A 13,062-nucleotide genomic window follows, 5' to 3' on the forward strand; every position below is an offset into this window, starting at 1 on the left:
CCGGCAGCGGGCGCCTCGCTCACTGGGCGCAGATCGCCGACGCCACGAAAGTGCTGGGCTGCTCCGACGCGGGGACGACCACCGTCCAGCCGTTGCCGACCAGGTCCGAGGACCGTACGGGAACGGGCGGCCCCGTGAGGAACGTGACGCCCCCTCCGGTCACCGTGGTGCCCGGCGGGCACGGGGCGGTCGCCACGGAGTCGCCCTCGGTGTCCGTGGGTACCGGCTGACTGGTGACCCTCGTCGTACGGACCGGTCCGGGCGGACCAGGGGGACCGGAGGGACCGGCAGGACCGGCAGGACCGGCAGGACCCGACGGGCCCGCGGAGCCCGGCGCACCCGACGCCCCTGGCGGCCCTGCCGGGCCCGGGGGTCCCGCAGGGCCGGCCGGGCCCGAGGGGCCGGGAGGTCCGGGTGGTCCGGGTGGTCCGGGAGGCCCGTGCCGGCCCGGGGGTCCCGGGCAGTAGCCGGGCAACGCCGGTGAGAAGAAGCACGGGTGTGCCGTGCTCTGGCCGCCCCCGCGGGCCGCTGCGGGCATCGCGGGAGCCTCATGGGCGCTGCCCGTCGGTGCCGCGGCGGCAACGGTGCCGGAGGCCAGTGCCACGGCCGCCATCCACGCGCCCGCCCGGCGTGACCGTTCCGTCCTCTCCGGCGAGGGCCCGGTTGCGCGGTTCCGCATGTGTCCTCCCGGAGGGACTGGGGACGGGGGCGATCCCCAGCAAGGTTCACGCCGGGAGATCACCGCCGCACCCCCCGCCGCCCGACCGGGTGACCGGTCGGACGTCGGCCGCGGGCCGGGGGGCCGGCTGCCGGGCGGCCCCGGGGCGGGGGTCTCCGTGGGAGGGCTCAGGCGTCGGAGGGCGGCAGGGCCCGGAGCAGGGCTTCGAGTGCCCGGCTGCACATGATCAGTGCGTGGCGGGAGGCCCGCACCTTCTTCACGGAGACAAAGCGGGCCGCCCTCGCCCTGAACCGAGGCCGTCACCCTCGTCTCCCACGGCGGCGTGCCGACGACGTCTACGCCGAGGCGGCCCGCCACTTCGACGACGCGGAGCTGGACCGTGTCCTCGCCCTGCTCCTCACCAGCAACACCTGGAACACAGGATCGCCCTCAGCACCGGCAAGGTCACCGGCGAGGACGGGAGGGCGGCCCGCTGACGGTGGCTGCGCGAACACCGGTCGCGGGGACGGGGACGTGATCGATGTGCGGCGCGCGGCTCACCAGCCGTGCTCGGCGGCCGGTCAGCCGCCCAGGTGCGCTTCCACCAGGGCGTCGAGCGCGTCGCGCACCCGGGCCTGGCGGGCGATCGCCAACAGGGCCCTGGCCAGCACCGGTTCGGGCCGCCGGTCGGCGATCACCAGCCCCACCCGGGGGCCGTGCGCGGGCCCTTCCAGCGGCACCACGCGCATCCCCGGGGGCACCCCGAACATGTGCAGCCAGGCGTGCGAGATGACGCTCGACCAGCGCCCGCCCGAACCCGCAAGGTGCGCGTACAGCCCGGCGACGGAGTCCGTCTCGACGGCCGGCGCCGCGGTGACCCCGTCCGCGGCGAAGCACTCGTCCATGATCCGGCGGTTGCGCATCCGCGACGACAACAGGCACAACGGCAGCGCGGCGGCCTGCTCCCAGCGCGCCACCGGCAACGCCGCCGGCGGCGTGTCGTCGGGGGTCAGCAGCAGGTAGCGCTCCTCGTAGAGCGGGAAGCGCCGCACCTGGCGCAGGGCATCGTCGTCCAGGTACGTCATCGCGACGTCGAGCTCGAACTCCCCGAGCCGGTCGCTGATCTCCCGCGAGGACAGTGACTCCAGGCTGACCCGCACCCCCGGGTGCCGCTCGCAGAACGGCGTCGTCAGCAAGGAGGCGGCGGTCAGCGCGGTGGGTATCGCGCCGAGCCGCAACGTGCCGGTCAACCCCCCGCGCATCTCGGAGAGCTCCTGCTGCAGCGCGTCCCGCTCGGCCAGGATGCGGTGCGCCCACAGCAGCACCCGTTCGCCCTCCGGGGTCAGCCCCTCGAAACGGCGGCCGCGCCGCACGATCGGCACGTCCAGCTCGCGCTCCAGCTTGCGGATGCCCGCCGACAGCGAGGGCTGCGAGACGAAGCAGGCGTCGGCGGCACGCGCGAAGTGCCGTTCCCTGGCCAGGGCCACCAGGTACTCCAGTTGACGAAGCAGCATGGCTCACGGTCGCACACACCTGCACCGGCTCGGGAGCCGGGTGCGGCACTTGCGAGCCTCTTCTCGCGATGAGCCTGCTGATGCAATGCGGTAGGGGTATTCAAGCCCGCATCTGCGTTGGCTATGATCACCTCGCGGTCATTGCATACAGTCGACCAACGTGGTCGTCGAGAGACCGTAGAGACCGAGACTCGGAGGAGCAGCCCTGTGATGACCCGTCCCACGCACCGCCGGACCCTTCAGCTGGCCGTCGGAGGAACCGCGGTGCTGCTGGCCCTCAGCGCCTGCTCGTCCTCGGACGACTCCGCCGGCGCCTCCGCGTCGTCCTCGCCCTCGGCGGGCACGTCCTCCGCGGACGAACTGACGGGCACGGTCACCGTCTTCGCCGCGGCCTCGCTCAAGGAGAGCTTCACCGAACTGGGCAAGGAGTTCGAGGCGGCTCACCCCGGCACCAAGGTCACCTTCAACTTCGGCGGCAGCGACGCCCTCGCCGCCAGCATCACCTCCGGCGCCCCCGCCGACGTCTTCGCGGCCGCCTCCGCCAAGACCATGCAGATCGTCACCGACGCCAAGGACGCCGCCGGCGAGCCCGCGACCTTCGTCCGCAACCAGCTGGAGATCGCCGTCGTCCCCGGCAACCCCAAGGACGTCGCCACGCTCAAGGACCTCACCAAGTCCGGCATCAAGGTCGCCCTGTGCGCCAAGGAAGTCCCCTGCGGCGCAGCCGCGCAGAAGGCACTGGACGGCGCCGGCCTCAAGCTCACCCCCGTCTCCTACGAGCAGGACGTCAAGAGCGCCCTGACGAAGGTGGAACTGAAGGAGGTCGACGCCTCCGTGGTCTACAAGACCGACGTCAAGGCCGCCGCCGGCAAGGTCGAGGGCGTGGACTTCCCCGAGTCCGCCGGCGCCGTCAACGACTACCCCATCGTCCTCCTCAAGGACGCCCCCAACGCCCCCACCGCCGAGGCCTTCATCGCCCTCGTCCAGTCCGACCAGGGCCGCAAGGTCCTCAGCGACGCCGGCTTCCTCAACCCCTGACCGGCACCGGCTCCCGGCGGGACGGCAGTCGGTCGCCCGTCGTGTGAACGGGAGCGGACGGAGGGGGCTCCGAGCCGACGAGGCGGGACGGCGGCGACGTCCGCCTCAGCGCCGCGGAGCCCCGTCCGCTCCACCGCCGCCGCGCCTGCCACGCGCCCGCACCCGTCACGGCCCGCGCGGCCGGGCGGGCGGCGTACGGCTCCCGGTGGCGGTCCTCAACCCCCGGCGTGCGATTGTGCACCGGGAGCCGGTCCCCGCGTCCCGCTTCCGGGTGCCGATCGGTTCCACCGGCCTTGATCACGTCAGGGTCGGCGATCTCGACGGCGAGCAGTCGGTGCCGCCCGTGGGACGCCCTGGTCGGCCGGGACCACTTCCGGCCGTTCGCACATCCGCATCCGATCGGCCGGCATTGCCTCCGGCGCAGCGGGTACGCGACGCATCACGGCAACGTCCGTGACACCCCCGAACGCTTCCTCCGGAAGGAGTCGAAACGATGGGCTGGTGGCGAAGCGCCGCTTGCGCAGACGAGGATCCAGAACTGTTCTTCCCGGTCGGCTCGTCGGGCCCGGGCGCGGGGCAGGAAGCCCGCGCCAAGGCGGTCTGCGAGAGGTGCCCGGTGGTCGGCGACTGCCTCGAGTGGGCCCTCAGTACGGGCCAGTCCCCCGGCATTTGGGGCGGCACCTCCGAGGAGGACCGCCGCGCGCTGCGCCGCCGCGCCGCCCGCAGCGGGTGAACGGCCCGGCGCCCCGCGCGTCAACTACGCGGCACAACACTGCCGTCGGGATCCGTCAGCGGCGAAGACGTACACACACCGTTCCCGCGACCGCGGGGAGCGGAGGGCATCGGTGGCGCCCGGGTCGTGCACGATGGGAGCATCCCTCCGCGGGTGCGCGCCTCGTCGACGAGTCCGCCGCCCCGGTGTCCGTGAGGCGAGGTGATCGGTGCGCGTCCCCGGGCCTGGGGCGGATGCCGGCAGGAAGGAATGCCGACCATGATCCTCCCGAAGGTCCGGGACCCCCGCTTCGCGACCATCCGCCGCGGTGGAACGCTCACTGACCCGGATCACCATCTCCTCGCCCTGTGGGCGGCAGCTTGCGCGGAGCACGTTCTCGACCTCTTCGAGTCGGCTCGGCCCGGGGACCCACGACCGCGCCAGGCGATCGGGCACGCCCGCGCCTGGGTGCGGGGCGAAGTCGGGATGATGCAGGCCCGCGCGGCAGGCGGCCATGCCATGGGCGCGGCTCGAGACCTGCGTGGCGCGGCACGGCATGCCGCCTACGCCGCCGGCCAGGCCGCGGTCGTGGCACACGTCGCCGCGCACGAACTCGGTGCGGCCGCCTACGCGATCAAGGCCGTACGCGCTGCCGCGCCGAAGGACGACAGTGATGCCGCAGGCCGACGCGAGTGCCAGTGGCAGCGCGACCAGCTCCCGGAGGCGGTTCGCGAACTCGTACTGGACGACCAGCGCTTGCGGAACGACATCTGCTGGTCGGTGTTCGACTGCTGAGCAGGGCCGCACCCATGGGGGTGCGTCCCTCCGCCGCCCAGGGAGGCCGGGAAGCGCTCGCCCAAGAAGGCGGCGAAGGCCGGGGCGACAACGAGGCACGGGCGCTGGGGGGGCCGAATCACTCCCCTGAACGCCGCTCCCCGGCACAGCGCACCCTCGCCCGAGGCCGCGCCCGGACGGCCGCCCGCACGTACTCGCCCGGACGCAGAGGACGAGAGCGGCGGATCAGCCGCGGCGGCGGCGCATGCCCGGGAGGCGTACGGCCACGACCAGCGTCACGAGCCACGTCACCACGAAGGCGCAGACGACCGCGAGCAGCGTCGTCACGGTCGCGGCGATGAGCAGCCCCAGGCACACGATCGCCAGGAGTGCCAGCAGCAGGGTGCGTGGCCGCCGCAGCAGTTCGGCCGGGCCGGGGCCCGGCTGCGGCTCCGGGTCCAGACGCATCGTGCGCAACTGACGTTCGAGCACGTCGTCGTCGCGCATCAGGTCCTCGATCTCCGCCAGCGCACGCCGTTCGCGCTCCGTGAGCCCCGAACCTTCCATCACCGCCCCCTCCACCACCCGCCCATGCCTGTCCTTTACCCCGAATGGCGGGAGGGATGAGGGGTACGCGGTCGCGGAGTCGCAGAATGTGCCGGTGTCGTGACGGAGGGATTCCGATCGTGTTGATGGCTCATCCCGTGGTCCTGCACATGCTGGTCGAGGAGTACGAGGCGCTGCGGGCGGCGGACGCCGGGAGCGGCGCGAACGGCGGGCCCGAGGCGCGCCGGCGGCTGGAGGACGTCGCGGACGCGCTGTGCGTCGCCACCGGCACCAGGGACGTGGAGGCCGCGCTGGCGACCGCCCGTGCCAGGCCGCCGGGAACCCGGCCGGCGGGAGCCCGGCCCGCGGACGTTCCCGCCACGGTTCCTGAGGACGGGCCGAGTGAGGGGCGGCCTCCCGGGTACGCGCCCCTCAGCGGAGAAGGCCCGAACCGGGAGGAACGCATGACGAGGAACGCCACGCCACCCAACGATCCGGTGCCCCCGAACCCCACGCCGTCGCCCGGCCCCACGGGACCGGAGCCCGGTCCGGCGCCCGGGCCCATGCCGCCTCCGGTCGGCCCGGACCCGCTGCCGCCCACGCCCCCGCCGCCCGGCCCTGACCCCGTACCCCCGGACCCCACGCCGCCGGGTCCCGGGCCGGAACCGGGGCCGCTCCCGTCCCCGGGACCCGGGCCGCAGCCCGCGACCTGAGGGGACGGGGACCGTGCCCGCGAAGGACGCGCTGGCCGACTACCAGCGCAAGCGGGACTTCGCCCGGACCCCGGAACCGGAGGGCGGGGCCCGTGAGCCGGGCGCGGGACCGCGCTTCGTCGTGCAGATCCACGACGCGAGCACCCTGCACTTCGACTTCCGGCTCGAGGTGGACGGCGTGCTGAAGAGCTGGGCCGTCCCCAAGGGCCCGTCCGGTGACCCCCACGACAGGCGCCTGGCGGTGCCGACCGAGGACCACCCGCTGGAGTACGCCGACTTCGAGGGCGTCATCGCCGCCGGCGAGTACGGCGGCGGCACGGTCATCGTCTGGGACGAGGGCGGCTACCGGCCGCTCACCGACGGGCCGTTCGCGGAGGCGCTGGAGCACGGTCACGCCTCGTTCTGGCTGAACGGCTCCAAGCTGCACGGCGGTTACTCCCTCACCCGCACCCGTGGCGGCCCCGACGGGAACCGCGAGGCGTGGCTGCTGGTCAAGCGCGCGGACCGGCACGCCTGCGCCCACCACTCCACAGACCCGCGACGTGCCCGCTCGGCCCACTCGGGCCGGACGGTGCGGCAGGTGGCGGCCGGGACGGAGCCGGTGCGTCCCTGACCTCCACCGCGTACGGGAGCTCGCTCCGGAACCCCCTCACCGGTCCGGGCGGCCCGGCTGCTAACGTCCGGTCCCATGTGGGCTCAAGAGACCGTGGCCGGCCGCGCGGCCTGGCGGCACACCCCTTCCGGAGTGGTCTTCCGGGTGGTTCCCGGTGGGACGTTCCGTATGGGCTTGTCCGACGCGGAGTTGGACGCGGTCCGTGCCATCGAGCGTGCGGGCGGCGTGGAGGACCACATCGGGGGGTTCTTCGCCGGCGCCGGCCAGGCCCAGCCGGTCCGCGAGGTGCGGGTCGAGCCGTTCATGATCGCCCGGCATCCGCTCACGGTCGCGCAGGTCCGTCACTGGCTGCCCGAGTACGAGGACGACTACGCCGACTCGGACTCGACCACCGCCCGGCTGGAGGACGACCTCGACGACGTGGACGACCTGATCGGTGCGTCGCCCTTCCGGCTGCCGAGCGAGGCGGAGTGGGAGTACGCGGCCCGGGCCGGCACGACCACCCTGACCTTCCGCGGGAATGAGAAGCCGGACGAGGACCAGCTGCTCGACGACTTCGCCGACGAGGAACGCACGGCCGCGGCCGAGAACGCCTTCGGGCTGGCGGCGATGGGGTCCGCGAACGAAGTCTGCTCCGACGTGTGGATCCCCCATTTCGAGGACGCTCCCACGGACGCCCGCCCACGCACCGGCGACGGTCCGCGGGTGGCGCGCGGAGGCGCCGCCGACATCTCTCCGTGGCAGGGCTGCGACGAGTGGCTGCTCCTGCTCTCCGCCACGCGCTACGAGATGCGGGGCTTCACCGCGGTTCGTCCGGTGGCACCGGTGCCGACGAACAGCGACACGTAGACAGGACGCGCGCCCGCGCCTCGCCCCACATGCCGCAGATGCGTCCGCTGCGGCCGTCCTGGTACGCCTGTTGCTCGATCCGGAGAGCACGTTCGTGACCAGGGTCACCGCTGAAGTCCTGTTCAGGCATGGGTGGTTGGCTGCGGTGCGGCTCGTGGCCCGCGCTGACGACCACCACGGCGACTGGTTGCGGACGGCCGCACTCGACGTGGCCTGACCGCCGGGTGAGGCGGGCCGTGGCGTTCCGGCCGCGTGCGCCGCCCTTGCCGACGACCCCGATGGGGACGTCCGCCGTGGTGCCGAGGAACTCGCGGAGTGGTTCCCCCTGTAGGGCCGGGAATCAGCTCGCACGTCGCCCCGCAAGCAGGTCCTCGTACGACGTGGACTGGAGCTGCAGGGGTGGAGCCAGGTCGCCGAAGGACGTGCCGAAGGCTTGCGGCGACCGCGCGAGTTCCCTCAGCACCTGGTCCGCTGCGTCGTCGCCGGCAAGGTACTCCGCCGCCCCGACTTCGCCCGCTGCCCTAGCTCTCCGGCTTCCTCGCCGCACGCACAGCCAACCAGCAACAGAACCCAGCGGCCGCCAGGGGAAGCAAACTCAGGAGGACCCTTTCCGCCCACGCCAGAGGGCCGTGTCGACGTGGGATCCACCTACCCTCCGGGGCCTTTGACCGCTTCCGTCACCTGCCCCGGTCTGCCCTGCAACAGCACGGTCACCCGGGACGGCCCGGCAGCGCTTTCCTTCCGCACCAGATCCGCAACGCACTCGACGTGGCTACCGCCTCGCCCGTCGGACTTCTCGTCGCACACGACGATCCGGACGCTCTCCGGCTTCCCGGCCAGGCCCAGTTGTAGGGCCCGCCCGGCAACACCGCGCCCATGCCCTGACAACAGGGTGGGCTGAGCACAGCCCGTCATGGCCTGCCGGGCCCTGCGGCAGGCCGTTCAACGAAACTGAGAGGACGCCTGACGATCGTCCTACAGCTGACCTATCCACCACGGCGCGTCCTGGCTGTCAGCAGCGATGACCTTGGCTCTTGCCAAAATCCGTCCGTCGAGGGTCCGTACGAGAACGCGCAGCTCACGTGCGCTCTTCCTGGGTAGTGCGTGAAGAACGGCTTCAAGGAGTTCACGGAAGTCGGCGCCGTAACACCCGCACTCCGGGATGCCGCAGTCAGGATCTGCGCGTCGGTCCACAAGGTGTCTGAGCGGGCCATGGGCATAGGCTTGCCAGTGCCAGAAGGCCTCTTCAGTGGCTTCGGGCCAGAAGCGGGTCCGCTCCAGCCGACGCAGGTCAGCTGTGCAGGATCCCGAGAGACGATCAATGGGCGGGTAACGACGCCGCGTCCAAGAACGGACGGGGAGGCTTCCCCGCAGAACTGACGGGCGCCTACGCGGCATTGCCCCTTCGGTTGTCGGTCATGGGGGCACGCTACAGAACCACGCGGCACGTGGCCACCGCGTATCCGACGGAAAGCCCTGGGCCTGGGATCACCGAGTCTGGGATTGACGCCCGCCCCGCTCCACCCGCGACCGTCCCGGCCACGCCGCCCGGGGGCCCGAAAGCCACGGGCGCCTACGGGGTCGGCATCCCCCACACCATGACGACTACGAAAAGACCCACCGGAACAGCGAGAGCCACAACCATTCCAGCAAGACACCCCCACATGGTCAGTCTGGCACTCGTCCTCGCGTAGTCGTCGATCTCGGGCACACCTCGTTCGACCGACGTTCGGGTCCGCTGCACGATCGGACCCTATCCGCTACGCGTTCACGGCCTGGCGGCGTCCGTGTTCCGAGGCTTCGAGTCAGTTCTTCCGCAAGTGATCCGGCCCGCTGACCTGGGCCTCCGGCTCTCAGATCGCGTTGGCATCACTCGTACACGACGGCTGCGCTCAACGCGCGGGCGAACAGTTTCCAGTCACCGTCTGACGGCATGGGCTGATCGGAGTTGCGGTACCAGTTCGGCGATGCCTGGATCCACGCTGCCAGGGCTTCGAGGTAACGCTCCAGTGTCGCGTTCTCCCACTGGTCGGCGTTGTCCATCAAATCCGCTCGCAGTCGGCGGACGTGGGCTGCGAGGGCTTCCCTGCTGTCGACCGCGTTCGGGTCGTTCGGATGCCGCTTCATGGCGGCAGGGTACAACGCGGTCGGCGAGGGGTCTCTTGCGCCAGCCGCCGCCGACGTCCGGAGGGACGGTGGGGCGGACGGGGTCGGTTCCGCTGCATGGCCACAGCTGACCGCAGGGGTCCGTGACCTGCGGCCGGCGCCGGTTCCGGCCCCTGGGAGGATGGCGGCATGGAGATCGTCCCCGGCCGTGGTGTCGGCCTCGTCGAGATCGGTGAGCACCGTTCGCGCGTCGAGGAACGGATCGGGCTGCCGCATCACGGCCCCGGCGGCGAGCGCGCGGTCTACCGCACCTCGCCGATGCTGGTGGTCACCTACGCGGCGGACGACACGGTCGAACTCGTCGAGATCAGTTACTGCGGCGAGGGAGGGGAGGCCGAAGCCGCCTTCGACGGCGTCCAGTTGACGTACCGGTTTCTCGATGACGTCGTCTCCGAGCTCCATGCCCGGGGGTACACCAGCACCCCCTCCGACATCGGTCACGACTTCCATGCCGGCTTCGCCGTGTGGTCCATGCACTCGCTGTGGGCGGGTGACCTCGACCCGGCAGCCGTCGAGGACGATGAACGCGCCATTGCAGAAGGTGTGTCCGTGGCGCCGTACGCCTACTTCCGGCGGGGCCAGGACGCGGACCTGAGCAATGCGGACGCCGCCGAGCCGGTCTGAGGCGCGACCACCCGGCGCCGCGTGGCTCACGTGCGCGGATGCCGGCCTGCGGCAACCAGGTGCCGCCAGTGCCGTACGCCGGGGCGACCCGGGCGGCACCGCCCCATGCGCGGCAACCGAAGGCCCGGGCCGTCCGGAGTCATGCCGGACGGCCCGGGCCTTGGCCGTGCGCCGGGGCTGCTGGACACCGTGGACGGATACGTTCGGGCCCGTCCTCGTCACAACTGGCCGCGGGCGGCTCAGACGTCGAGGATCTGCTCGCTGATCACCTCGAGGAAATCGAACCGCTCCGCCGTACTCGAGCCCGGCTGCGGCCGGAAGATCACCATGCGGTGGCCCGTCGCGGGGCTCACCACGATGTCGCACTGCACATCGAGCGGCCCGGCGTGCGGGTGCACCAGCCGCTTCCGCGTGGAACTCATCGGCTTGACGGCCATCTCGTTCCAGTAGCGCGTGAACTCCTCGCTGGCCGCCAGCAGATCGGCGATCAGCCGGTCCGCCGCCGCATCGCTGCCGCGCCCCGCGGCGGCGACCCGCAGGTCCGCGGCGTAGCCGCGGCCGATCGCCTCGTGCTCCTCGGCGACGTTGAGCGCGCGCGACGCCGGATCGGTGAACCAGCGCCACGTCACGTTGCCGGCCCGGACGTCCCCCAGTGCCCACGTGCCGAACAGGGCCCGGCTGAGCCGGTTCTGGGCGATCACCGTGGACAGGTCGTCCACGACCTGCGCGGGCACCGTCGTCAAGGCGTCGAGGAGGAACATCATCGCCGGGTCGACGTACCTGCCCGCTCCCCCGGCGCGTGGCGGGGCGTAGCCGGCGAGCCGGTAGAGGTGGTCGCGCTCGTCCACGGACAGACGCAGCGCTCCCGCCAGGCTCGCCAGCATGGCCTGCGAGGGGTGGGCGTTGCGGGACTGCTCCAGCCGCTCGTAGTAGTCGACGGAGATGTTCGCGAGCAGGGCGACCTCGGACCGCCGCAGCCCGGGGGTCCGGCGGCGGCCGCCGGCGATCAGTCCGACGTCGGACGGTCGCAGTGCCTCGCGGCGGGTCCGCAGGAAACCACCGAGGTCGTTGTGGTGCATGGCTCCGCTCATTCCTGGACGGCCTTCATTGCCTCCCCCTGGTACCGCTCACCCACCACCTCGTCGGCTGCGATCACCTCGTCGAGGTCGCCGAGCGTGCCGGCGTCGAGGGTGAGCGCCGCGGCGGCGACGTTCTCCTCCAGGTAGGCGCGGCGCTTGGTGCCGGGGATGGCGGTGACGCCCTGGGACAGTACCCACGCCAGGGCCAGTTGCCCGGGCGTGACGTCGAGCTTCTCGGCGATCACGCGCACCCTGTCGGCGAGGGCGAGGTTGTGCGCGAAGTTCTCGTCGCTGAAGCGGGGGGCGGTGCGCCGCCAGTCGTCCTGGGGCAGCGCGTCCAGGGTGCGCAGCCGCCCGGTGAGGAAGCCGCGGCCGAGCGGGGCGTAGGCGACGAAACCGATGCCCAGTTCGCGTGCGGTGTCGAGCACGCCGTTGCCCCGCGCGGTCCGGGTGAACAGCGAGTACTCGGTCTGTACGGCCGACAGCGGCGCCACCGCGTGGGCGGCGCGGATCGTCTCGGCGGACGCCTCGCTGATGCCGAGGTAGCGCACCTTGCCCTGGGCGACCAGCTCTCCCAGCGCCCCGAAGGTCTCGGCCACCGGCACGTCCGGGTCCACGCGGTGCTGGTAGTACAGGTCGATGCGGTCCGTGCCCAGCCGGCGCAGGGAGCCCTCCACCGCTCGCCGCAGGTACTCGGGCCGCCCGTTCGGGCCGCCGACGACCTTGCCGGACTCGTCCAGCGTCAGCCCGCCGAACTTCGTGGCGAGCAGCACCCGGTCCCGGTGGGGCGCCACCGCGTGCCCGAGCAGTTCCTCACCGCTGTGGGGACCGTACATGTCGGCGGTGTCGAAGAGGGTCACCCCGAGCTCGATCGCCCGGTGGATCGTCTCCACCGACCCGGCGTCGTCCCGGGTGCCGTACATGGCGGTCATCCCCATGGTGCCCAGGCCCTCGACCGACGCCGTCAGTCCCTGGCTGCCGAGCGCGTGCGTCCTGATGCTCATACGTGTCTCCCTCCGGGCGGCCGCCGCTGTTCGGCGACCACCCGGCCAGCCTCCTCCCGCACGGAGCGGCTTCCAGCGTCCGGTTCAGACCCGTCTTCCCAGGACGACACTACGTCCCGTCCCGTGGAGGATCTGCGGCGTGCGGGCTGACCTGCTCCTCTTCGCGGTCGCCCGGCCCCGGTCCGGCATGCGGCCGTCCGACATGCCCGGCCGGCCGGGAACGGCGGCCTCCGCCGCGGCGTACGCCCGCACGGTGGCCAGCCGGCCCGCCACCGCACGCGAGGTCACCCTGTGGTGCGGACGGCAGGAGCACCCGCTGCCGCCCGAAGTCGTCGCGGGCCGGCGGGACGCGGCGGCCGTCGAGGCGTACCTGCTCCACGACGGGCGGGAACCGGTGGGTTACGGCGAGCTCTGGCTGGACGCCGAGGAGGAGGAGGTCGAGCCGGCCCGGGTCATCGTCGCGCCGGGCGTCCATGGGCGCGGCCTCGGGCGGCACTTGATCGCCGCCCTGGCCGCCCGGGCCCGGCTGACCGGCCTGGCCATGGTCTTCCTGCGCGTGCACCCCGGCAACGCGGCTGCGCTGCGCTGCCACCTCGGGGCGGGTTTCGTGCCCGTCGCCGCGGAACTGGCCGCGGAGTGGAACGTGCCGCGGCCGGTCGCGTACGTCTGGCTGCGGCACGCGGTCTGAGAGGGCCCCTCCGGATGGTCCCGCCGGCCACGCGGAGGTGTGCCCTCGCGACGATCTCCCAGCCGACGCATTGACATGTCCGCC

Annotated in this window: 14 protein-coding genes and 1 pseudogene; 9 read left to right on the plus strand and 6 right to left on the minus strand. The window is 72.7% G+C overall.

Going from position 1 to position 13,062, the window contains the following annotated elements; genetic code table 11:
* Positions 1-19 precede the first annotated feature (19 nt).
* Positions 20-196 (minus strand): hypothetical protein, encoded by a 177-nt coding sequence (locus tag ACZ7MY_RS17885; RefSeq protein WP_499602848.1) that lies wholly within the window; start codon positions 194-196, stop codon positions 20-22.
* Positions 197-883: 687 nt separating this feature from the next.
* On the opposite strand from ACZ7MY_RS17885, the pseudogene ACZ7MY_RS17890 reads away from it, so the two are divergent.
* Positions 884-1,155, plus strand: a pseudogene (locus ACZ7MY_RS17890) (carboxymuconolactone decarboxylase family protein); the annotation flags it as partial.
* Between the two features lie 84 nt (positions 1,156-1,239).
* Here ACZ7MY_RS17890 and ACZ7MY_RS17895 read toward each other — a convergent pair.
* Positions 1,240-2,172: a LysR family transcriptional regulator gene (locus ACZ7MY_RS17895; protein WP_499602849.1), complete on the minus strand. Its 933-nt coding sequence runs from the start codon at positions 2,170-2,172 to the stop codon at positions 1,240-1,242.
* 210 nt (positions 2,173-2,382) lie between these two features.
* Between ACZ7MY_RS17895 and modA the strand changes: the two genes are divergently transcribed.
* The 3 genes from modA to ACZ7MY_RS17910 all read left to right on the plus strand — a co-directional run bounded on the left by modA (position 2,383) and on the right by ACZ7MY_RS17910 (position 4,717).
* Positions 2,383-3,210: a molybdate ABC transporter substrate-binding protein gene (modA, locus tag ACZ7MY_RS17900; protein ID WP_499602850.1), complete on the plus strand. Its 828-nt coding sequence runs from the start codon at positions 2,383-2,385 to the stop codon at positions 3,208-3,210.
* Between the two features lie 493 nt (positions 3,211-3,703).
* On the plus strand, positions 3,704-3,943 hold the full coding sequence (locus tag ACZ7MY_RS17905; RefSeq protein ID WP_499602851.1) for a WhiB family transcriptional regulator: 240 nt from the start codon (positions 3,704-3,706) through the stop codon (positions 3,941-3,943).
* Positions 3,944-4,201: 258 nt separating this feature from the next.
* Complete coding sequence (locus ACZ7MY_RS17910; RefSeq protein ID WP_499602853.1) at positions 4,202-4,717, plus strand: putative immunity protein; 516 nt, start codon at positions 4,202-4,204, stop codon at positions 4,715-4,717.
* A 225-nt stretch (positions 4,718-4,942) separates the two neighbouring features.
* On the opposite strand, the gene ACZ7MY_RS17915 is transcribed toward ACZ7MY_RS17910, so the two are convergent.
* The gene (locus ACZ7MY_RS17915) at positions 4,943-5,263 is read right to left on the minus strand and encodes a DUF3040 domain-containing protein (RefSeq protein ID WP_499602854.1); all 321 of its coding nucleotides are present in this window, start codon (positions 5,261-5,263) and stop codon (positions 4,943-4,945) included.
* A gap of 125 nt (positions 5,264-5,388) precedes the next feature.
* Between ACZ7MY_RS17915 and ACZ7MY_RS17920 the strand changes: the two genes are divergently transcribed.
* From ACZ7MY_RS17920 to ACZ7MY_RS17930, 3 genes are all read left to right on the plus strand, one after another.
* Positions 5,389-5,955: a DUF5133 domain-containing protein gene (locus ACZ7MY_RS17920; protein ID WP_499602855.1), complete on the plus strand. Its 567-nt coding sequence runs from the start codon at positions 5,389-5,391 to the stop codon at positions 5,953-5,955.
* Between the two features lie 13 nt (positions 5,956-5,968).
* On the plus strand, positions 5,969-6,568 hold the full coding sequence (locus ACZ7MY_RS17925; RefSeq protein WP_499602856.1) for a DNA polymerase ligase N-terminal domain-containing protein: 600 nt from the start codon (positions 5,969-5,971) through the stop codon (positions 6,566-6,568).
* A 168-nt stretch (positions 6,569-6,736) separates the two neighbouring features.
* Positions 6,737-7,417, plus strand: a complete 681-nt coding sequence (locus ACZ7MY_RS17930; protein WP_499602857.1) for a formylglycine-generating enzyme family protein — start codon at positions 6,737-6,739, stop codon at positions 7,415-7,417.
* A 1,869-nt stretch (positions 7,418-9,286) separates the two neighbouring features.
* Here ACZ7MY_RS17930 and ACZ7MY_RS17935 read toward each other — a convergent pair.
* Positions 9,287-9,544, minus strand: a complete 258-nt coding sequence (locus tag ACZ7MY_RS17935) for a DUF7660 family protein (protein WP_499602858.1) — start codon at positions 9,542-9,544, stop codon at positions 9,287-9,289.
* 168 nt (positions 9,545-9,712) lie between these two features.
* Between ACZ7MY_RS17935 and ACZ7MY_RS17940 the strand changes: the two genes are divergently transcribed.
* Positions 9,713-10,207: a hypothetical protein gene (locus ACZ7MY_RS17940; RefSeq protein WP_499602860.1), complete on the plus strand. Its 495-nt coding sequence runs from the start codon at positions 9,713-9,715 to the stop codon at positions 10,205-10,207.
* Positions 10,208-10,446: 239 nt separating this feature from the next.
* Here the strand turns inward: ACZ7MY_RS17940 and ACZ7MY_RS17945 are convergent, their stop codons facing one another.
* Both ACZ7MY_RS17945 and ACZ7MY_RS17950 read right to left on the minus strand, forming a co-directional pair.
* Entirely contained in the window at positions 10,447-11,298 is an 852-nt protein-coding gene (locus tag ACZ7MY_RS17945) for a helix-turn-helix transcriptional regulator (RefSeq protein WP_499602862.1), read from the minus strand.
* Positions 11,295-12,284: an aldo/keto reductase gene (locus ACZ7MY_RS17950; RefSeq protein WP_499603285.1), complete on the minus strand. Its 990-nt coding sequence runs from the start codon at positions 12,282-12,284 to the stop codon at positions 11,295-11,297. The genes ACZ7MY_RS17945 and ACZ7MY_RS17950 overlap by 4 nt, the downstream gene beginning before the upstream one ends.
* 145 nt (positions 12,285-12,429) lie before the next feature.
* On the opposite strand from ACZ7MY_RS17950, the gene ACZ7MY_RS17955 reads away from it, so the two are divergent.
* Entirely contained in the window at positions 12,430-12,978 is a 549-nt protein-coding gene (locus tag ACZ7MY_RS17955) for a GNAT family N-acetyltransferase (protein WP_499602864.1), read from the plus strand.
* Positions 12,979-13,062 lie beyond the last annotated feature (84 nt).

The organism is Streptomyces sp. NPDC111520, from assembly GCF_055635295.1.